The sequence below is a fragment of the Hymenobacter sp. HDW8 genome, from assembly GCF_011305775.1.
GTDB classification, from domain to species: Bacteria; Bacteroidota; Bacteroidia; order Cytophagales; family Hymenobacteraceae; genus Hymenobacter; species Hymenobacter radiodurans.
Window position 1 is genome coordinate 3,284,167 of sequence record NZ_CP049907.1, and the last position, 21,375, is coordinate 3,305,541.

General features: G+C 51.2%; 18 protein-coding genes and 1 pseudogene. 9 read left to right on the forward strand and 10 right to left on the reverse strand.

Annotated elements, in window-relative coordinates:
- The first annotated feature begins 42 nt into the window (after positions 1–42).
- The 3 genes and pseudogenes from G7064_RS13995 (at position 43) to G7064_RS14005 (ending at position 5,690) form a co-directional block, all read left to right on the forward strand.
- Entirely contained in the window at positions 43–2,451 is a 2,409-nt protein-coding gene (locus G7064_RS13995) for a 3-hydroxyacyl-CoA dehydrogenase/enoyl-CoA hydratase family protein (RefSeq protein WP_166074066.1), read from the forward strand.
- A 48-nt stretch (positions 2,452–2,499) separates the two neighbouring features.
- Positions 2,500–3,677: pseudogene (locus G7064_RS14000) on the forward strand (thiolase family protein).
- A 228-nt stretch (positions 3,678–3,905) separates the two neighbouring features.
- A complete protein-coding gene (locus G7064_RS14005; protein WP_166074067.1) occupies positions 3,906–5,690 on the forward strand; it encodes an acyl-CoA dehydrogenase family protein in 1,785 nt (594 codons plus the stop codon).
- 72 nt (positions 5,691–5,762) lie between these two features.
- Here G7064_RS14005 and G7064_RS14010 read toward each other — a convergent pair whose 3' ends face one another.
- Complete coding sequence (locus G7064_RS14010) at positions 5,763–6,458, reverse strand: hypothetical protein (protein ID WP_166074068.1); 696 nt, start codon at positions 6,456–6,458, stop codon at positions 5,763–5,765.
- Positions 6,362–7,108 carry a hypothetical protein gene (locus G7064_RS14015; RefSeq protein ID WP_166074069.1) on the reverse strand — a complete coding sequence of 249 codons (747 nt, stop codon included), beginning with the start codon at positions 7,106–7,108 and terminating at the stop codon, positions 6,362–6,364. Before G7064_RS14015 ends, G7064_RS14010 begins: the two co-directional genes overlap by 97 nt.
- A gap of 508 nt (positions 7,109–7,616) precedes the next feature.
- Between G7064_RS14015 and G7064_RS14020 the strand changes: the two genes are divergently transcribed.
- Positions 7,617–7,841, forward strand: a complete 225-nt coding sequence (locus G7064_RS14020) for a hypothetical protein (protein WP_166074071.1) — start codon at positions 7,617–7,619, stop codon at positions 7,839–7,841.
- Positions 7,842–7,903: 62 nt separating this feature from the next.
- On the opposite strand, the gene recG is transcribed toward G7064_RS14020, so the two are convergent.
- From recG to mutY, 4 genes are all read right to left on the reverse strand, one after another.
- A complete protein-coding gene (gene recG / locus G7064_RS14025) occupies positions 7,904–10,000 on the reverse strand; it encodes an ATP-dependent DNA helicase RecG (RefSeq protein WP_166074072.1) in 2,097 nt (698 codons plus the stop codon).
- Positions 10,001–10,072: 72 nt separating this feature from the next.
- Positions 10,073–10,702 (reverse strand): gliding motility lipoprotein GldD, encoded by a 630-nt coding sequence (gene gldD, locus G7064_RS14030; RefSeq protein WP_240935502.1) that lies wholly within the window; start codon positions 10,700–10,702, stop codon positions 10,073–10,075.
- 128 nt (positions 10,703–10,830) lie between these two features.
- Positions 10,831–11,256, reverse strand: a complete 426-nt coding sequence (locus G7064_RS14035) for a single-stranded DNA-binding protein (RefSeq protein ID WP_133274194.1) — start codon at positions 11,254–11,256, stop codon at positions 10,831–10,833.
- A gap of 94 nt (positions 11,257–11,350) precedes the next feature.
- Positions 11,351–12,442, reverse strand: coding sequence for an A/G-specific adenine glycosylase (gene mutY / locus G7064_RS14040; protein ID WP_240935503.1), 1,092 nt, complete (start codon positions 12,440–12,442; stop codon positions 11,351–11,353).
- A gap of 199 nt (positions 12,443–12,641) precedes the next feature.
- Between mutY and G7064_RS14045 the strand changes: the two genes are divergently transcribed.
- From G7064_RS14045 to G7064_RS14055, 3 genes are all read left to right on the forward strand, one after another.
- Entirely contained in the window at positions 12,642–12,947 is a 306-nt protein-coding gene (locus G7064_RS14045) for an HU family DNA-binding protein (protein ID WP_084443967.1), read from the forward strand.
- An 83-nt stretch (positions 12,948–13,030) separates the two neighbouring features.
- Positions 13,031–13,948, forward strand: a complete 918-nt coding sequence (locus G7064_RS14050) for a tetratricopeptide repeat protein (RefSeq protein ID WP_166074073.1) — start codon at positions 13,031–13,033, stop codon at positions 13,946–13,948.
- 400 nt (positions 13,949–14,348) lie between these two features.
- Positions 14,349–15,956 (forward strand): ribonuclease E/G, encoded by a 1,608-nt coding sequence (locus G7064_RS14055; RefSeq protein WP_165963667.1) that lies wholly within the window; start codon positions 14,349–14,351, stop codon positions 15,954–15,956.
- Between the two features lie 174 nt (positions 15,957–16,130).
- On the opposite strand, the gene G7064_RS14060 is transcribed toward G7064_RS14055, so the two are convergent.
- Entirely contained in the window at positions 16,131–16,787 is a 657-nt protein-coding gene (locus G7064_RS14060; RefSeq protein ID WP_166074074.1) for a porin family protein, read from the reverse strand.
- A gap of 107 nt (positions 16,788–16,894) precedes the next feature.
- Here G7064_RS14060 and G7064_RS14065 point away from each other — a divergent pair, with 107 nt between their 5' ends.
- The gene (locus G7064_RS14065) at positions 16,895–17,896 is read left to right on the forward strand and encodes a gliding motility lipoprotein GldB (RefSeq protein WP_166074075.1); all 1,002 of its coding nucleotides are present in this window, start codon (positions 16,895–16,897) and stop codon (positions 17,894–17,896) included.
- Between the two features lie 65 nt (positions 17,897–17,961).
- Positions 17,962–19,170 (forward strand): glycosyltransferase family 4 protein, encoded by a 1,209-nt coding sequence (locus tag G7064_RS14070; RefSeq protein ID WP_166074076.1) that lies wholly within the window; start codon positions 17,962–17,964, stop codon positions 19,168–19,170.
- Positions 19,171–19,183: 13 nt separating this feature from the next.
- Here the strand turns inward: G7064_RS14070 and nth are convergent, their stop codons facing one another.
- The 3 genes from nth to G7064_RS14085 form a co-directional block, all read right to left on the reverse strand.
- Positions 19,184–19,912 (reverse strand): endonuclease III, encoded by a 729-nt coding sequence (gene nth / locus G7064_RS14075; RefSeq protein WP_166074077.1) that lies wholly within the window; start codon positions 19,910–19,912, stop codon positions 19,184–19,186.
- Between the two features lie 67 nt (positions 19,913–19,979).
- Positions 19,980–20,210 carry a hypothetical protein gene (locus G7064_RS14080; protein WP_133274188.1) on the reverse strand — a complete coding sequence of 77 codons (231 nt, stop codon included), beginning with the start codon at positions 20,208–20,210 and terminating at the stop codon, positions 19,980–19,982.
- A complete protein-coding gene (locus G7064_RS14085) occupies positions 20,149–20,784 on the reverse strand; it encodes an RNA polymerase sigma factor (RefSeq protein WP_133274187.1) in 636 nt (211 codons plus the stop codon). The genes G7064_RS14080 and G7064_RS14085 overlap by 62 nt, the downstream gene beginning before the upstream one ends.
- Between the last annotated feature and the right edge of the window lie 591 nt (positions 20,785–21,375).

The window sequence follows — 21,375 nt, forward strand, 5'->3', positions numbered from 1 at the left end:
CCTAATCTATTTTCTGTCAACAGATTACCCGTTTCAGCTTTTATGAATCGAACTATCAAGAAAGTAGCCGTGCTCGGCTCAGGCGTGATGGGCTCGCGTATTGCCTGCCATTTCGCTAATATCGGTGCCCAAGTACTGCTGCTCGACATTGTGCCCCGCGAGCTCACGCCCGAGGAGCAAGCCAAAGGCTTGACTATGGAAAACCCCGCCGTGCGCAACCGCATTGTGAATGCTTCCTTGCAGGCAGCGGTGGCCTCCAATCCTTCGCCTTTGTACCGTAAGCAGGACGCGTCGCGCATTAAAACCGGCAACTTCGACGATAACCTCAAGGACATTGCTACCTGCGACTGGACCATTGAGGTAGTGGTAGAGCGGCTCGACATTAAACAGAGCCTCTACGAAAAGGTGGAAAAGGTGCGCAAGCCCGGTACGCTCATCACGTCGAACACTTCCGGTATTCCAATTCATTTATTAGCGGAAGGCCGCTCCGAAGACTTCCAAAAGCACTTCTGCGGTACGCACTTCTTCAATCCGCCCCGCTACCTGAAGCTACTCGAAATCATCCCGACGCCGGCCACCGATCCGACCGTGGTTGATTTCCTGATGCATTACGGCGACTTGTACTTGGGCAAAACCACAGTACTAGCCAAAGACACGCCTGCCTTTATTGCCAACCGCGTGGGCGTGTTTGCCATCATGGATGTGCTGCAAATTATGCAGCAGCTAGACCTGACGGTGGAGGAGGTAGACAAGCTGACTGGTCCGGTTATCGGCCACGCCAAGTCGGCTACGTTCCGCACTTCGGATGTGGTAGGGCTTGATACGTTGATTAACGTAGCCAATGGCTTAGCGCAAGGCTTACCGAACGATGAAGCCAAAGCTGTCTTTACGCTGCCTGACTTTCTGAAGCAAATGGGCGAGAAGAAGTGGCTGGGCGACAAGACCGGCCAGGGCTTCTACAAGAAAGTAAAAGGCGCGGGGGGCAAATCGGAGATTCAGGCCCTCGACCTGAAAACGATGGAATACCAGCCCAGCCAGAAGGTGAAGTTTGCTACGCTGGAGCTGACCAAAACCATAGAGCAGCTGGCGCCGCGCTTTAAGGTGCTAGCCAGCGGCAAAGACAAAGCCGGCGAGTTTTACCGCAAGATGTTCGCCGGCCTATTTGCCTATGTCACCAACCGCATTCCCGAAATCACGGATTCTCTCTATAAGATAGATGACGCGCTACGGGCCGGCTTTGGTTGGGATATGGGCCCGTTTGAAACCTGGGACGCGCTAGGCGTACAGCAAGGCCTGGAGCTGATGCAGGCCGAAGGCAAACAGCCCGCCGCGTGGGTACAGGAGATGGTGGCCGCTGGCCACACGTCTTTCTACAAAGTATCCGAAACGGGCACCAAGCAGTTCTACGACCTCGAAAGCAAGAGCTACCAGCCGATTCCGGGCGTCGAGAACTTTATCATTCTCGACAACCTGCGGGCCACGGGCAAAGTGCTCTGGAAAAACGCGGGCGCCAGCATACATGACCTCGGCGATGGAGTATTAGGCGTAGAGTTTCATTCCAAAATGAACACTCTCGGCTCCGATGTTATTCAGGGGCTGATGAAGGGCGTGGATATGGCCGAAGCTGGCTACCGCGCGCTCGTGGTAGGCAATGACGCACCCAACTTTTCGGCGGGGGCCAATTTGGCGCTGCTCTACATGTATGCCATCGAACAGGAGTTCGACGAGGTAAACTTGATGATTAAGCAGTTCCAGAACGCCATGATGCGGATGCGGTATTCCAGCATTCCCGTCGTGACAGCGCCGCACGGCTTGTCTTTGGGCGGCGGCTGCGAAATCTGTCTGCATGCTGATAAGGTAGTTGCCTCGGCCGAGACGTATATGGGCTTGGTGGAATTTGGGGTAGGTGTAATTCCGGCGGGTGGTGGCACCAAGGAAATGACCCTGCGCACGGCCGCGAAGTACGAGGAGGGCGAACCGGAATTTAACTTGCTGCGCAACACGTTTGTAACGGTAAGCACGGCCAAGGTTTCTACCTCCGCCGCCGAAGCATTTGATCTAGGTTTCCTACGTCGGGGCGATGAAATCGTGGTAAACAGCCAGCGGGTTATCGCCCAAGCGAAAGCCGAGGCGCTGGATTTAGCTGATGCTGGGTATACCATGCCCGTGCAGAAAACCAATATCAAGGTGCACGGCAAAGGAGCGCTGGGTATGTTTATGAGTGGTGTATATGCCATGAAGGAAGGCAATTACATCTCGGAGCACGACGTGAAAATTGCCAATAAACTGGCCTACATCATGTGCGGCGGCGACTTGTCGCAGCCTACGGAAGTAAGCGAGCAGTACCTGCTGGATCTGGAGCGTGAAGCTTTCCTGTCGCTCACCGGTGAGCGCAAAACGCTGGAGCGCATTCAGAGCATTCTGACTACGGGCAAGCCTTTGAGAAACTAACGCCGGAAGCTGGTTTTAACTCTATCACTTTCCTCAAGACTTACACTAATGACTGCATATATCGTAGCTGGTTATCGTACGGCCGTCGGAAAAGCCCCCGCGGTGGCTTCCGCTTCACCCGTACCGATGACCTCGCCGCTGAAGTTATCAAACACCTGATGGCATCCGTGCCCGCGCTTGATCCCACTCGCGTAGATGACGTAATTGTGGGCAACGCGGTGCCTGAAGCGGAGCAAGGCCTGCAAATTGGTCGGATGATTTCCCTGCTGGCTTTGCCCATAAACGTACCGGGCTTAGTCGTGAATCGCTACTGCGGCTCGGGCATCGAAACGATTGCCATGGCTGCCAGCAAAATCACGGCTGGCATGGCCGACTGCATTGTGGCCGGCGGCGCTGAGAACATGTCGCAAGTGCCGACTGTTGGCTGGAAGACAGTGCCTAACTACAACCTGGTTAAAAATCACCCAGACTATTATCTGGGCATGGGCTTAACTGCTGAGGCGGTAGCAAAGGACTACAACATCAGCCGCGAAGACCAGGATAGATTTGCTTACAACTCTCACCAAAAAGCTATCAAAGCGATTCAGGGGGGCAAATTCAAAAAGCAAATCGTGCCTATCACGGTTGAGGAAACTTACCTCGATCAAGCGTCGGGAAAAAAGAAAACTCGTTCCTACGTGGTTGACACCGATGAAGGTCCGCGTGCCGACACATCTATTGAAGCTTTGGCCCGTCTGCGCCCTGTGTTTGCGGCGAACGGTAGCGTGACTGCAGGCAACTCTTCCCAGACATCCGATGGGGCTGCTTTCGTCATTGTCATGTCGGAGCGCATGGTAAAGGAGTTGAACCTGGAGCCCATCGCTCGCATGGTGACCTACGCCGCCGAAGGTGTTGACCCGCGCATCATGGGTATGGGCCCTATCAAGGCCGTGCCGAAAGCGCTGAAGCAAGCCGGTATGAAGCTCGACGATATTGATCTGATTGAGCTAAATGAGGCCTTCGCTTCTCAGTCTATTGCTGTAATGCGTGAGTTGGGAATTGATGAGGAAAAGCTCAATGTGAACGGCGGCGCTATTGCTTTGGGCCACCCGCTAGGTTGCTCCGGTGCTAAGCTCAGTATTCAACTCTTCGACGAACTGCGCGAGCGGGGCAAGAAGTACGGCATGGTAACCGCCTGTGTAGGTGGTGGCCAAGGCGTAGCCGGTATTTACGAACTGCTGAAGTAGCCCGACGTTAGAACTTGACAGGACGATATCCTGTTTGTATTAGTGGAAAGAAAGCCCCGAAATAAACGGGGTTTTCTTTCCACTAAGTACTCGGCAAGCATAACATATTTTTGTATATTTCGGTAATGAAATCAAAGGAAGCTTTTGCCCCGAATGCTCGGCAAGCCTAATAGTTTCATTGCTATTTATCCCCATTGAATCAACCTCAACTCTCAACCTCACATAGTCATGGAAGTATCGAACAAACTCAGAAAAGGCGGTGAATTCATCATTAAGGAGACGGACGCCCAAGACGTGTTTACTCCTGCTGAATTCACTGAGGAGCAAAACATGATGTACCAGACCTGTCTGGACTTCGTGACTAGTGAAGTATACCCGCTGCTGGACCGCCTCGACAACCACGAGGAAGGCCTGATGGCGGGCTTGATGAAAAAAGCGGGTGAGTTGGGTTTGTTTGGCGTGTCGATGCCAGCCGAGTACGGCGGCTACGACATGGACTTCAATACGGCCCTGCGCGTGACGGAAGGCGTAGGTGGCGGCCATTCGTTCCCGGTGGCTTTCGCGGCGCACACGGGTATCGCTATGCTGCCCATTCTGTACTTTGGAAACGAAGAGCAGAAGACCAAATACCTGCCTAAGCTGACAAGCGGTGAGTGGGCTGGTGCTTATTGCCTCACCGAGCCCGGCTCGGGCTCCGATGCACTAGGGGCCAAAACCAAAGCCATCCTGACCGAAGACGGACAGAGCTATGTGCTGAACGGTCAGAAGATGTGGATTACCAATGCTGGTTTTGCCGAGGTGTTCATCGTTTTCGCCCAGGTTGATGGCGACAAGTTCACGGGCTTTATCGTAGAGCGTAACACGCCAGGTTTGACGTTCGGGCCTGAGGAGCACAAGATGGGTATTCGTGGTTCTTCAACCCGGCAGGTATTTCTTTCGGACGTAACGGTTCCGAAGGAGAACGTGCTTGGTGAGATTGGCAAAGGTCACCTGATTGCCTTCAACATTCTGAACATCGGCCGCATTAAGCTGGCTGCGGCTTGCTTAGGTGCCAGCAAAATGGCGCTTAACCTGAGTATCAAGTATGCCAATGAGCGGGTGCAGTTTAAGCTGCCCATCTCTAAATTCGGTGCTATTCGCCACAAGCTAGCCGAGCAAGCCATCCGCGTATACGCGGCTGAATCGGCTATTTACCGCGCTGGCATGGACATTTACCGCATGGAGCAGGAGTTGTTGAGCCAAGGCAAATCATCGAACGAAGCGCTGCTGGGTGCTGCTCGCGAGTTTGCCGTAGAATGCGCCATGCTAAAGGTAGAGGGATCGGAAGTACTTGACTTCGTGTGCGATGAAGGCGTGCAGATCTTCGGCGGCTACGGCTTTTCGGCCGATTACCCCATGGACCGTGCTTACCGCGACTCCCGTATCAACCGCATCTTTGAAGGTACCAACGAAATCAACCGCATGCTGGCCGTTGACATGATCCTGAAAAAGGGTTTAAAAGGCGAGCTAGATTTGATGGGCCCGGCCCAAGCGGTACAGCAAGAATTACTCGCTATCCCGGACTTTGCCGAGGCTGATGATTCACTGTTTGGTGCAGAGAAGAAGATCATTGCTAACCTCAAGAAAGCTATTCTGATGGTAGCTGGCACGGCCGTTCAGAAGTACATGAACTCACTGGCCAAAGAGCAGGAAGTGCTGATGAACATCGCCGACATGTCCATCAAGGTATACACTGCCGAGAGCACGTTGCTGCGCGTTGAGAAGGAAATTAGCCTGAAAAACGAAGCCGCACTGGCCAACCAGATTGACATTGCCCGCGTGTACTTGGCCGACACCATTGACTTAGTAACCAAGTCTGCCAAAGACGCGATTGCCGCCATGACGGAAGGCGACGAGCAGCGACTACTGGCTACCGGCCTTAAGCGCTTCACTAAAGCCGAGCTATTCAACACCAAAGAAGCCCGTCGCCGCATTGCCGCGGCCATGATTGAGGCGAACGAATACGTGTACTAGTTGACACATATTTCTAAGAAAAAAGCCCCCAGAGTTCGTCTGGGGGGCTTTTTTATGCTTAACAAGTAGTAACTACTTTACAGCAATTTTATTCAGCTGTAAGGCTGCCGATTTCTTGCTTGGTCGGCTCACACCTACGATAGTTTTGGGGTCTAGCCAAGCGGTAAAGTCCTTTACATAAGCTAGCTGCTGGTCATTGGCTACGTTAAGGCCTAAGCCTTTAGCCGGTTCTACTACACCAGTTTGTGCGTTCACCCGGCGCAAGTATAAGTCCGATTTGCCTTTTAGCTTTTCCTGCGTCAGAATATGGATTTCGTGACCAAAAACCGCTACTCGGTAACCGATTCCAGCAAAGGCTTCTGCAGGTGAGGCTACCTGCTTTTTATCAATGATACTGTGCCACTCGGGGAGTTGAAACTCGTTGTAGCCAAACAAGTGCAGCTCACGGGCATGCACTGGCGAAGTATCGCCGCCCTCTTCATATTTCTTTTCCGCCATGACGATCATCTGCTTTTCCGCGGTGAAGAGCAAGTCGTTTAGATACACGTCTTCCAGCCGCTTCGCCGTTGATTGGGTCGCCTTGTTTACTTCTGCTAAGTATTCGGGCTTGAAGCGGAACTCGGGGGCAAACTTCATGGTCCCTTGGCCCGCAAAATCGAACTTTACTACTTTCAGGCTATAGTAAAGGCCCGTGAGGCGCTCCGTGCAAATAGCGGCGGCGTAGAGTGTGGAGTCCGGTTGAAGGGCAAACTTGGCGTCGAACACCATAATGCTCTTGCCCTCAAAGGAGCCCCCACGGCCACCGACATCACTTTAATGTCCGGATTATCATTGCGGTAACGGCGCACCGTGAGCTTCTTCATCTCGTCGCTCAGCAGCGTTACGTACTGCGTGCCCTCGTTGTCGACATGAATAGTTGTCGAAAAAAAGCCCCCCAGATCCTGAAAATTGTAAACTCGATCCTTGAGCTTTGTTAGTTTCTCATCGTACACGCTGGCGCTGATAGACCGAATCTGCTCATCGCGGGTGACGTACTGCCACGCCACAATTTTAGTACCGTCCGGGGAGAAAGCTGCCCCTGGGCGACGGTTGCGGGCAGTAGTTTCGGTAAGCTTTTTCCGGGGGGCAATTTTACCGGTGCTCAAATCAAACGGCTGCGCGGCTAAGCTTTGGGCTGCACCGTCTTTGTGGTAGATAATGGCTGTAACCTGCTGACTACTATGCTCAAATCCATCAATGCTTTCCTCCACTGTAACTGGTAGGGCCGTTGACCATAGGCGCTTTAGCTCTTTGTCATAACGCTCCACCGCATACTCAGTAGCCGTGTGGTGCGCTAAGATTACGAAGCCACCATCTGGCAGAGTAAGCGTTTTTTTGGCTACCCGTTGGTTATAGCGGTCGTCCGTCTTTTCGGGCAAGTAGGTAAAGGCTACCGATTTTACCCGTTGCCCTAACGCCGGTAAAGCCAAGACCAGACTGATGGCCCAAATAAGGCAATGAGAAAGAGGAAATATAAATCGCACGTTGAAAGACAGTTAGATTGGAAAAATGATAATTAGCAGAAATAAATAGGATCAAAGGTATCCATCTTCGACGGCATCTCGTATATGGCGCCGCTACCAGTCGGGTAGTGCATCAGTAAGTAACCATTTCTTGATGAAGCCTTAATATTCTGGTGTTCAATATTAGGGTTTGAGTACGCTTACTTTGTGGATAGAATATTGGCGAATATGAAATTGCCGGTAAGCGCTTACTACTTATGCCTTTAAAAATGGCAGATGAAAGGAGTAACAAAAATAAAAAAACGCTTCAGGAGCTTTTAAATCGCCTTTCCTCGCCTTTGTCATTTGTTTCCTTGCCTCTTTACCACCTTTGGCTTTAACTTTGTGCCCCTTTAAGGCAGTCGTTTATTAGCTTACCTACATTATGAAATCATTACTCAAGTTTTTATTACTGTTTAGCCTGATCATAGTTGGTAAGTTGGCGAAAGAGCCTGTTGCCGGAGATATTGCTGCTAAGCGTGTTGCTCCCAATGAGCTATCTGTGCATATGGTTTCTTTCTTTTCGCGGCAGGCTACATTGCAAGGTACTACCTCAGGCGATGGTAAGCAGTGGTGGTTGCAAGAACAAGCCCAGTTAAGTAATAATTAGAGCCAAGTACCTGATAAGCAACTAGTTAGTTGCTTTTTTTATCTTCATTAGCTAAGCGCACGTTAGCTAATTCGGCTCCAATTGACGGCTGTGGCGGGCAACGACTCGATATGGCGACGAATATTGAGGTTGTCGGGCCGGCTAAGACCTGGATCTTCACTGAGCAACTGCTGAGCTGCCGCCCGCGACTCGCTCAGAATACGGCCATCCTTGGCTAAGTCGGCGATAAGTAGATCAAGTACGCCACTTTGCTGGGTGCCCATCAGGTCGCCGGGGCCGCGTAGCTTCAAGTCGATGTCGGCAATCTCGAAGCCATTATTCGTCCGCACCATAGTTTCGAGGCGAGTGCGGGAATCCTTGCTGAGCTTATAGCCCGACATCAGGATGCAATAGCTCTGATCAGCACCCCGGCCCACCCGGCCCCGCAACTGGTGTAGCTGCGATAAGCCAAATCGCTCCGAGCTTTCTATTACCATCACGGAGGCATTAGGCACATTCACGCCTACTTCAATGACGGTGGTTGCCACCATGATCTTCGTTTCCTTTTTTATGAAGCGCTGCATCTCGAAATCCTTCTCTTCGGCCCGCATCCGCCCATGCACAATGCTGATCTGAAACTCGGGAAAGGCGCGCGCCACACTTTCGTAGCCGTCTGTGAGATCTTTGTAGTCCAGCGTTTCCGATTCCTCAATGAGCGGATATACGATGTATACCTGCCGACCTAGATTGATTTGGTCGCGCAGAAATTGAAATACTTTGAGCCGGTTAGCATCATAGCGATGCACCGTCACGATGGGCTTGCGACCCGCTGGTAGCTCATCAATCACTGAGACATCAAGATCCCCGTATAAAGTCATGGCCAGCGTGCGCGGAATGGGCGTAGCGGTCATCACTAGCACATGAGGTATGATGTGCGGGTTCTTCTGCCAGAGCTTGGATCGTTGCGCCACGCCGAAGCGGTGCTGCTCATCCATAATGGTTAGGCCCAGGTTGCGGAATTGCACTACATCTTCCAGCAGGGCATGAGTACCCACCAGCATATGCATCTGACCTGCGCGCAGTGCTTCATGCAACACCCGGCGCTCTGCAGTGCGCGTACTGCCGGTGAGCTTGCCTATACTAATACCCAACTGGTCGGCGTACGCTTTGAGGCCAACATAGTGCTGATCGGCCAGAATTTCGGTGGGGGCCATCAGGCAGCTTTGGGCACCGTTATCGGCAGCCATAAGCATAGCAATAAAGGCCACGATGGTTTTACCCGAGCCTACATCGCCCTGTAGCAAGCGGTTCATCTGCTTACCGGCGCAAAAATCTTTGTAGATGTCGTGAATGACACGTTTTTGGGCACCAGTGAGGTCGAAGGGAAGATGGTTCTTATAGAAATCAACCAGTGATGGTACCTCCCGGAAAATCTGGCCGGCTAGCTCTACTTTGCGCTGGTCGCGCTGACGCAACAGCTTGAGCTGGACATAGAATAGCTCCTCAAACTTGAGCCGGAATCGCGCTGCTTGCAGTAGCTCAGGGCTCTGCGGGAAGTGAATCTGCTGCAACGCATCTGCCTTGCCCATGAGCGCATAGTGCTGAATCAGCGCCGGCGACAACGACTCCGGAATATGCGGGGGGGCAATTTTGAGCAAGTCGGCCACTATGCGGGCCAGCGCCTTGCTATCAATACGATGGTAGTTTTTGAGCTTCTCGGTAGTGTTGTAGACGGGCTGCAAAAAGCTTTGGCCCGGCTTAGCTTCCGTTACTTCCTCCAGTTCTGGATGAGCCATTTGTGGCTTGCCATTGAACATCGTTGGCTTGCCGAAGACAATGTATTCCTGGTGGTTCTTGACGACGTTTTGCAGGTATTTTACCCCTTTAAACCACACCAGTTCCAGCTCACCACTCTCGTCGGCAATTTTGGCTACCAAGCGCTGTTTCGGGCCTTCGCCCAACACTTCACGATTGCGCAACACGCCCTTCACCTGCACATACGGCAGATCGTCGTGCAGGTCCGCTATTTTATAAAACTGGGTACGGTCGAGGTAGCGGAAGGGGTAGCGCTGAATGAGGTCGCCGTAAGTGAAGAGGTTCAGTTCCTTTTGCAGGAGCTGCGCCCGCTGGGTACCTACCCCACGCAAATACTCGATTTTGGTATTGAAGAAATTGCTCATTCATGGGAATGAGCAATGCAGGATAAAAGACGAATGCGTCCTGGCTCCCTGCATTGCTCACTAAGCAAAGTGTTATTGATATTTCAACGTATTAAGCATCTGTACAATATCCTTCTTAACATAGTCAATGATCGGGGCGAGCGAATCATTGGCCGTCGCGATAGGAAAGTATAATGCCCCCCGGAAAAAATGCTTGGTGCTATCCGTTGTATAAAACTGAAACTGGCTAGGTACGTCACCCGCTAGCTCAAACACGGCCACTTTCATCCCGCTAGGCGTTTGCATAATGCTCTCGTCAATAGCTGACGCCTTGATCTGGTGCTTGCTGGTGAGCTTACGCGCATCCTCCATCATCTTATTATACAGCTTGGGATTCTGCTGCACGTTAGTATAAGTGATCTGCACATTTGCGCCTAGCTTCGGATAATAAATATTAATCCAATTGGGCTGTGCTAAGTATGATGAATCCCGCAGAATACGCGCGTGCTGCGAATACTCAAATGTATAGGGGCGGCCCGACGGGAGTTGCTGGTAGGAGTGGGGGGGCAAATCAATACGATTATACCCTTTAGGCTTAGGTGTATAGTCGCCCCCGGAAGATGTGCAAGAAGTAAGTGAGGCACCCACAAAAAGCAGAACTGCACTCAGGCTACGATAAAGTCGAAAAACAGGCATTTGAAACAATGCGAAGATGATAATCAAAGGTAGGCGGAAAAGAAGATGTTGTCTCCATCTGCTGATTCTACCAATTTATTCGCGAGACACTTGAAACGCAAAAAGCCTCGGCTTCGTGCCGAGGCTTTCAAGCATTACTACCCGCTAGGGTAATTTTAGAAAGGCAACTGGTCGAGTTCCGGCTCCTGACGGAACGTCTGAGCCTCCGGAGTCGGTGCAGCCTGAGTAGTAGTTCCGTCAGTATGAGGCTTGCCACCCAGCATAGTCATTTCATCAGCCACAATTTCGGTGATGTAGCGGGTCTGATTGTCTTTGTCCTGATACTGGCGCGTCCGGATGCGACCTTCAATATATACCTGGTGGCCTTTGCGCAAATACTTCTCCGCTACCTCCGCCAAGCCACGCCAAGCAGTGATGTTATGCCACTCGGTACGCTCAATACGGGCGCCGTTTTTATCCTTGTGATACTCGTTTGTAGCTAAGGTAAAATTGGCCACGCTTACGCCGCCTTCTAAGTGGCGTACTTCCGGGTCTTTGCCCAGATTTCCAACTAATATTACTTTGTTAACTCCTGCTGACATAGCCTGATTAATAAGGGGTTATGAAGCTAAATAAGCCGCTTCCTATTCCTTTAAAGATACAAAAAAAGCGCGGGGCATCCAAGCCCAAAACGGCTTAAAAGCTGGGTCTTCCTAAGTAATTACTGATCAAAACGGCCTTGGGCAACTGCTCAATTTCGGCACTAGTAAAAGCTGCCAAACCGCTAGCCGTTAATGCCGCAGCGGGGAGTGGCGCCTCTAGCCAAACAGGGTGAAAACGCGCCTCCACTTTTTGATGACTTAGCACATGTCGAGCTGCGTAAGCTGGCTCCTCCACGCTATTAGTGTCCAATTTGCCCCCCAAGGCTTCTACTGCATCAAGCAGGTCGGTGGGGGGCAAATTGGGGCCATCAGTTTCAGTAAGGGCAAAATCATAGAGGCCTTGCCAGATGTCTTTTTCCGTGCGTTTACGCAGGTAGACGGTGTCCTCGTAGCGCAAGACCATGTAGTGGAAATAGCGCGTGCGTGCCGCTTTGGCTTTACTTTTTACGGGCAACTCCTGCACCATGCCGTGCTGAAAAGCAAAGCACTGACCTTGTAGGGGGCAAAAAAGACAGTCAGGTTTTAAAGGCGTGCACTGAATAGCGCCAAACTCCATGATAGCTTGGTTGAACTCCGCTGGCGAGGCCGCCGGAATAAGCGAGTCAGCTAATTGTTGGAACACCTTGCGGCTAGCAGGCGCAGCTATATCCGCGCTGATGCCAAACACGCGGGCCAGCACCCGATACACATTGCCATCGAGGACAGCTACCTGTTCGTCGTAGGCAAAAGAGGCAATAGCGGCCGCGGTGTATTGCCCTACACCTTTAAGTTGGAGCAAGCCGTCATAAGAGCCTGGAAATTGCCCCCCAAACTCACTTGTAACTTGTTTGGCGGTGTGATGCATGTTGCGGGCCCGAGAATAATAACCCAGTCCCTGCCAGTGACGCATGACTTCATCCTCGGGAGCCGCCGCTAACTCCTGAACGGTGGGATAAGTTGTTACAAAGTCGAGGTAGTAGGGGAGGCCCTGCTTCACACGAGTTTGTTGCAAAATGACTTCTGAGAGCCAAATAGCGTATGGATCACGCGTGTGGCGCCAAGGCAGGTCGCGGCGGTGACGTGGGTACCATTCAAGTAGAGCAGAGGCAAAGAAAGGGTGGGCAGAAGTAGAAGAGAGGGAAGTCAATATATTGAGAATAAATAATTTAGGAAAGAAAGACAGAGCCGTGTGGAATCAGTAAATAATGTTGCAAAACCAAAAAAGGAAACTACCTTTGTGGCCCCAATTCATAAGCGAACAGCTTACCGGGCAAGGGCTTACGTGTTGAATCGGGATATTTTGCCCAGCATATTTTTTCTCTCCATAGTACATTTCATTTACCAGCGTGACTAAAGCAGAAGTAATCGCCGAGATTGCCGACAAGACCGGCATCGAAAAAGGAGACGTGTCAGCTACCGTTGAAGCCTTCTTCAAAGTAGTAAAGGATTCGATGGCCGACGGCAACAACATCTACGTACGCGGCTTTGGCAGCTTCGTAAACAAGAAGCGGGCAAAGAAAGTGGCTCGTAACATCTCTAAAAATACGTCGATCATTATCGACGAGCACTTTATTCCTAGCTTCAAGCCGTCGAAAACATTCATCGGCAAAATCAAGAACAGCAAGAAAATCAAGGAAACAGCTCAGGCTTAATTTCTCTTTTTCTTTCGTTTAATTTTTGCCGGCTAGCCGTCGGGCGTTCCATAACTGGGGGCCCGACGGCCTGCTTTTTCTGTATGGCATCACGTTCCCGTTCACATCAGTTAATTATACTAGTCATCGCTCTTGTGCTGGTGGCTGGGTTGTTTCTGTTGCCTAAGGTAACGGTGAAGCCCAAAGAAGGTAAAGGGGAAATGAATCAGGATGCAGCTCGCACGGCCAACCGTGACGGTGGCGGCCCTGCTACTAATGGGTCGAAGGCTATTGCTTCTTCGGGTGACCAAGAGCAAACAGCTGGCCCTGCGGGTGCTACACCTGAACAGCCACATCAGCAGGCTACAGCCGAGCAAAGCCGCGAAATCAAGCAATTGGCCGCGCGCTACAATAAGGAGCGCGATCCGCAGGCTCGTCTGCGCGTAGCCTCTGACTTGGCTACTAAGTATAAGGATATCGCTAAGTTTGATAGCGCTGGCTATTACTACGAGCAGGTAGCTATTGTGCGTCCGGGCGAGCAAGCCTGGAAACGTGCTGCCGATGAGTACTTCGAGGCCTTTGGCTTTGCTGCTACCGAGGAGCGAGCCAAAGCGCTAAGTGCAAAGACGCGCGAGCTCTACGAGAAGGTGTTGAAAAACAACCCCGATAACCTCGATGCCAAAACCAACCTGGGCATGGCCTACATGGCCAGCGACAACCCCGTGCAGGGCGTTACGTTACTGCGCGAGGTGCTGGCCGCCAACCCACGTAATGAGAAGGCGCTCTATAATTTGGGCATCCTCTCTATTCAAAGCAATCAGTACGACAAAGCCGTAGAGCGTTTTCGGGAGCTTGTAAAAGTGAATCCAGAGAATGTGAACGGCCAGTTTTATTTAGGCGTTTCTTTGGCCCAAACGGGTGCTAAGGAAGAAGCTAGAGCGGCTTTTACCAAAGCAAAAAGCCTAAGCAGCGACCCAAGCTTGGCAGCCTCCGTTGATGAGGAGCTGAGCAAGTTGGAATAAATCGGCAGATTTGTAACTCCGAAACTCACTGCATTTGATGCAAGAGCGAAGAATAAAAGGTCAGCCATTCGACAATAGAATCATTCAACCATTTAACCTACAACCACATGCCCTGCGGTAAAAAGAGAAAGCGTCATAAGATTGCCACCCACAAGCGCAAGAAGCGTCTGCGTAAGAACCGTCACAAGAAGAAGTAAGCCCCGCGGGGTTAGCTGGCGGACGGTTGAGGCTTCAACCAAAGTCCGTTTATCTCTCATTTAGTATCCTTGAGAGTGACTGGTTTGATGCTTTCCCCGTGGCTCGGAAGGGAAGCTGGTGCCTTGGTGCACTGGCTTCCCTTTGTGGGTTTCGGGGGGCAAATGCAGGCGCTTTTGGGGAGATTAGTTAAGCTACCGATACATTGAGTAACGAATTAATCATTAATTCTGCTCAGGATGGCGAACGAATTGCCCTGCTCCAGGACAAGCGGCTCATCGAATATCATTTCGACCGCAACGACACCAACTATTCCGTTGGTGACATCTTCCTGGGTACGGTCAAGAAAGTGATGCCCGGTCTGAACGCTGCGTTCATTGACATCGGGTATCAAAAAGACGCTTTTCTGCACTATGGCGATTTGGGCGAGAACTTCCCGTCGTTGAATAAGTGGGTGAAAGGCGTACAATCGCAGAAAATTACCGTCGGGCCACTGAAGACTTTTCAGTTTGAGGAGCCGCTCGACAAAGTCGGCAAGATCGACACCGTGCTCAAAAAGGGCCAGCAATTGCTGGTTCAAATAGTAAAAGAACCCATCTCGACCAAAGGTCCGCGCCTATCCACCGATATTTCGATGGCTGGTCGTTACCTCGTGTTGGTGCCTTTTTCCAATACCATAAGCGTCTCTAAGAAGATTGTCAGCCGTACGGAGCGAGACCGCCTCAAGCGTCTTATCGCCTCTATTAAGCCTGACAACTTCGGCGTCATTATCCGAACTGTAGCGGAGGGCCGCGAGGTAGCCGAGCTGGATAAGGATATGCAGAGCATGACGGCTAACTGGGAACAACTCTTCCAGACCCTGCGCACCGCTAAGGAGCGCGATAAGATTCTGGGCGAGTTGGGCCGTACTAGCTCTATGCTGCGCGATATGCTCAATGAGTCCTTCGATGCCATCACCGTCGATTCGGCGCCGATGTACGAGGAGATGCGCAGCTATCTGGAGAAAATCGCTCCTGATAAGTTGGGCTTGCTTAAGCACTACACCGGTAAGGTGAAGATGTTTGAGCATTTCAACATTGAGAAGCAGCTCAAAACGCTGTTTGGCAAAACTGTAACGGTGCCCGGTGGTGGTTACCTCGTTATTGAGCACACCGAAGCTTTGCACGTCATCGACGTTAACTCGGGCAATAAGAGCAACCAAGAGAGCGACCAGGAGGCTAATGCTTTGCACGTAAACATGTCGGCGGCTCGTGAAGTGGCGCGCCAACTGCGTTTGCGCGATATGGGGGGCATTATCGTCGTCGATTTCATTGATATGAAGTCGGCGGAGAGCCGCAAGAAGGTGGAGGACGCGGTGAAGGACATTATGAAGCACGATAAAGCGCGCTTCACGATTCTGCCCATCACCAAGTTCGGCCTGCTACAAATCACGCGGCAGCGCGTGCGGCCCGCTGAAAACATCATTACCGGCGAGCTATGCCCCACCTGCGGCGGCACCGGCAAGATTTCGGCTTCCATCCTCGTCACCGACGAGATTGAGAACAGCATCGAAGACTTGCTCGTAACCCAGAACCAGTCGGGTATTACCCTGCACGTGCACCCTTTCCTGTACGCGTACTATACCAAAGGCTTGGTCTCCAAGCAAATGAAGTGGTATCTGAAATATTATAAGTGGGTAAAAGTGACCAAGGACACCAGCCTTGGCCTCACCGACTACCGCATTGAGGACGAGCGAGGCGAAGACATTGAGCTGCACTCACCCGCAGCGGCTATGGCCCGCCTCCAAGACCGCGAAATAGAGATTACGGACTAACGGTTTTTTCTGCGAAAAGCCCCTGACCAAGAAGAAAGCCCGCCTCGCTCTGGATGAGCAAGGCGGGCTTTTGCGTAGAGATGGTCTGTTCTGTAATGTGCAGTCAAAAAAGCCCCCAGCAGCGTTTTATTGGCGAAAACGCTGCTGGGGGGCTTTTTTCTCGGTCGCTTATGGTTAGAACTTGATACCCAAGTCAAGCGCTACTTCTCCGTTTTTTAGGGTAGCACCATTGAAACCATTCTTTTTGAAGTAACGGTCCACATTAGCGAGGCCGTGATGATAAGAGAGACCGGCAAACACTTTTGTGCTCTGGCCCACTTGATATTCAGCCCCGAGGCCACCAAGTAAGGCAGCATCCGGAATGATAAAGTGCTTTGTGGCCTTTTCGCCACCGAATTGGTAGAATTTTTCGCCATCAATCCGGGCTGCCACTAAGCCGCCAATTTTGCCCCCCAGCTGGAAGTAAAGCTTAGTATCCGTGGTAATATCGTTGGTAAACAGCTTCACGGTTAGCGGAATCTCTAGATACTGAAGGCTAATCTTCTGTTCATTATCCTGAATGGTGGTGTTGGCATCATAAGAAACTGTACCGCCTTTGCTGGTGAGCTGTAAGCCCGTACCGAAGGCATAGTTTTGGCCAAAGAAATAATCGACAACTAAGCCACCACCGATACCGACCTTGCTTTTCTCCGATTGAAAATTGTATTGCGAAGGTGCATCGGCTCGCAGGTAAGCAATAGACGGTGAAAGCTTAATGCCAATTTCAACCTGAGCGGAAGCAGTGCCGAGGGAAGCGCTAAGTAAGAACAGGGCTATGAGTATTTTTTTCATAATTAAACGGATAAAACGACACCTGAAACACGAAAGCTGACTGGCTGGCGTTTCGTTTTGGCTATTTTCGTCCCAAAGATAGAACCGTGTATTATAAATCTGCCCCCTTGCGTACCTGTTTTGCCATTTGGCTGAGTACTCTATTGCTGCTGGCTGGCTGCAAAAAGGATAACTCCTGCGAAATTAACCCAGAAGTAGCCAAGATAGAGGCGCCCGTCCAAGTGGAGCGACTGGAGCAATTATTCTTCGCAATCAAGAACGAAGCAGAGGCCCAGCAATTTTTGGCTCGAAACCCATTGTTGGCCAACCAGTTTCTGCAGCGCCGGCAGTACCCCTCCGATGCGGCGCTGGCGGCTACTCTCACGCGTTTGGCTACCAACCCAGGGTTGCAGAAGCTAGGCCGCGAAACACTGACCGAATTTTCTAGCACTGATACGTTGCAGATGGAGCTAAAACAGCTGATGCAGCACGTGCGCTATTATTTCCCGGACTTCCGAGTGCCACCGGTCAAGACGTTTGTAAGCGGCCTGAGCCAGGATTTATTTGTGAATGATAGCCTGATGGTGCTTAGCCTTGACTTCTTTGTGGGCCCCAAAGCTAGCTACCGCCCCAATGTACCCGGCTACATCTTGCGGCGCTACACTCCAGCTCACCTGTTACCGACTGTAGCACAGGCTATTTCCAGCAAGTACAACCAACCGTTGCCCGCCAACCAGCAAACCATGCTGGGCGAGATGATACAACTGGGTAAGTCACTTTACTTCACCGAAAAAGTGCTGCCCTGTACTCCCGATTCGGTGCTCATTGGCTATACCGCTGAGGAATTGGCGGGCTTAGAGTTCAATGAAAGTAAGGTGTGGGCTCACTTTATTGAGAAAAAGCTGCTTTATAACAACAGCCCTTTCACTATTCAAAAATACGTGAGCGAGCGACCAAACGTGCCCGAAATTGCCAAAACGGCCCCCGGACGGATTGGGGCCTGGGTAGGTTGGCAAATTGTGCGCAAGTACATGGAAACGCATCCCAATGTGACACTGGCTCAACTTATGGCGATGAAGGATCCGCAGGCTATTCTGAACGAGTCGCGCTATCGCCCGAAGCGGAAGTGATTTGAAAGGGAAGCTGCTTTCAACGAATAAGAAAGGGAAATAAGAAGCTAGTTTTAGTTGCCGAAGTGCATATCGCGGTTTTCAGTCAGTATCATACAAACCCCGATTGTCCGGCCACCAGTCGGCACTACACCTTGCTGGCGCATTTAGCCCGTACGCACCGCGTATCACTTATAACGACGCGTACGTGGGAGTCACAGCGCCTTACCCAACAGTTCCCGTGGGTGCCAGAAGGTGTAGAAATGCGAGCCGCCGAAGTACCGTACCATAATAAGATGGGTGTCGGCCGGCGGGCATTGGCTTTTGGGCAATACGCAGCCTATGCCCTGCGCGAGGGCCTGCGCTTAGAGAAGCCAGATGTTATCTGGGGAATATCTACGCCGCTCACGGCGGCCTGGGCCGCCGCGCAAGTTGCCCGGCTACGTCGGGTGCCGTGGGTGTTTGAAGTGCAGGACTTGTGGCCGTCTTTTCCAATCGCCATGGGTGCCGTACCAAATAAAATAGCGCAACGACGTCTGTTTGCGTTAGAGAGAGGTCTTTATGCTAGCGCAAAACACATCCTACCCCTATCGCCCGATATGTCGCACTACGTTGAGGCGCTAGGGATAAGCTCAGCTAAAATAACCACGGTTCTCAACGGTACGGACTTCCCTTTAGCTGCCACGGCCACCGATGCGGCCGTAATGGCTCTGCGGCAGGAGCAGGGCTTAATAGGGCGTAGAGTGGTGCTGTACGCAGGTACTTTCGGGCGGGCTAATGATATTCCCACGTTGGTTGCCGCCGCCGAAAAAATGGCCCCCAGCCATCCGGATGTTACGTGGTTATTTATGGGGCATGGCTTTCATGAGCCCCTAATCCAAGCAGCAGCAGCCCGATGCACTGGGATTTGCATAATTGCCCCCCAGCCCCGCCACAAGGTGTTCACATGGTTTAAGTTGGCCGAAGTGTCGATAGTTTCTTTCTTGAATTTGCCGGTATTAGATGCAAATTCTCCTGCCAAATTCTACGATAGCCTTGCGGTCGGTACACCAGTAGTCGTCACGAACAACGGGTGGACAAAAAAGTGGGTGGAAGACTACAAGTGTGGTTGGTACACTCCCGCTGGCAATGCATCTACTATGGCTTCGTGTTTAAGTGACCTCTTGGCCAAACCCACAGCCTTAAAGCAAGCTGGAGAAAGGGGAAGGGCTACCGCTTTACTTCGCTTCGATAGAAAAGTGATTGCCGCGGATGTGCAGAAAGTGATAGAAAGCGCTGTGTCTAATACCAACTAGAACTACTTATGTACTATATTGTACCTGTAGATGGAATATAAGGCCCGCTGGGGGGCAATTTCGGCTCAGTTAAGGAGCCACTACTATTATGAGAAGGCAAGCCATAATGCTCCGCGTAGTATTTACAAATATTCGTTAGGGGACAAATAGCGCATTTGGGCTGACGTGCTACGCAGATGTAGCGGCCATGCAGAATCAGCCAGTGATGAGCCTTCGGAATCAGGAGTTCGGGGATGTAACGCACCAAGTCTTTCTCTACGGCCAGGGGCGTAGTAGAAGAGCGATTGACTAGCCCTAGTCGGTGCGACACACGGAAGACGTGCGTGTCTACGGCCATTGCAGGCTGATTGTAAATAACGGATACAACCACATTCGCCGTCTTTCGGCCGACGCCGGGCAAGCGCTGTAGCTCCTCAATGGTGCTCGGAACTTCACCCCCAAAGTCCTCCATTAGCATCCGCCCCAAGCCAGCTAAGTGTTTCGCCTTATTGTTCGGGTAGGATACGCTGCGGATAAAAGGGTAAACATCATCTGCTGATGCCGCGCCTAAGTGCGCCGGTGTCGGAAAGTGACGTAGTAACTCGGGCATTACTAGGTTAACGCGCTTATCGGTGCACTGAGCGCTGAGCACCACGGCCACAATTAACTCATAGGGATTGGAGTATTGTAGCTCAGTTTGCGGCTCCGGAAAGTTCGTGGTGAAGTAGTCCAGAAAGCGACGAAACCGTTCGGCCTTGCGCATAAAAAGAGGGAATGAGTATGAAGCAGCAAAATACGCTACTCTCATTACTCATTCCCTCTTTTCTCTTCTACGACGGCGTCAGAAAGGTGCGCGAATACTGTAGAATGGCTTGGGTAGTGGCGGGCCGGGGGCCTCGCTGCAAGCTGGTGAGGCAGCGCTGGGCCAGCAGCAAATCGGCACAGCGGGCCGCTAAATCAGCATCGTGCGCCAAGGCTTGTTCTATTTCCTGGCGCTCCTTATCCGGCAACTCGTTGTATACGTACCGGATCAGTTTCTCGTGGGTAAATGTTTTGATCATAGAAAACGGGTTGTGCGGCCATTTTTTTCCGCAGGTTGATAAGCGCGTAGCGCATCCTCCCCAAAGCGGTATTAATGCTGACCCCCGTTGCATCGGCGATTTCCTGAAAGCTCATATCGCCATAATGACGCATAACAAGCACTTCCTTCTGCGCCGCGGGCAGGTCCTGAATTAATTCGCGCAACCGGGCATGGGTCTCTTCGCGGGTGATGGTCGCTTCCGCGCCCTCCTCCGCTAAAGCCAACGAATTAAAGGCGTGGCTTGTTGTATCCAGACTCAATAAAGGTTTGCGTTTTTCGCGGCGGAAGCAGTCAATGGCCAAATTGTGGGCAATGCGGCAAATCCAGGAAGAAAATTTTCCTTCCTCATTATAGCGTCCACCCTTCATGGTGTGGATGGCTTTTATAAAGGTGTCTTGGAGTAAGTCTTCAGCAACGGCTTCATCGCGCACGATGAGCATAATAGTAGTGAAGACGCGGGCTTTGTGCCGCTCCAGCAAGAGAGCGAATGCATCTTCTTTGCCGGCAATGTAGAGCGAAATCAACGCGGAATCACTCGGCTGCATGGTTTCCATAAAGGCTACGGGTTAAGAGAACGTAGAGCTTTAGGTCAAATAGTGCAGGTTGCCGGTGAAAGAGATAATTCTTATAAAAAGATAACTGGGAGAATCAAATGTATAAAACTAGTTGACCAAATACAACGCGATAAAGAATCTGTTAAAATATTTTTTTTTACGGATTCAAAACAAACTATTAAATATTGTAAATCAAGTATTTATTATTTCTAATTTTCAAAAACTACTATCATTAACTGTTGCAAACCCCCTATATACAGGCTAGTAGTGGGTTTACTGCTGAGTAATAACAACGCACCAGCGCTGCCCCTAACAAGATATTGCAAATAACGTGCGGCAATTTCAGTGTTGATTTACCGGCTTGACTGCCCAGATCATTGTCACGTTATTCCTTCAAAAACAAGCATACGAATTCACGGCATCACCCGGATTTAGTACAATAGCACGTATCACGACTCAAAAAAGCCCCCCAGTGATTAATCTATTCCTCCAAGTATAGGTTGAGGTAGGACCACTGCAACTCTCCACACCTTTATTGGCTTGTTAGTCGCTCATGTATGGTGTGAAAACTAATTCTGGTCGCTGATTGTA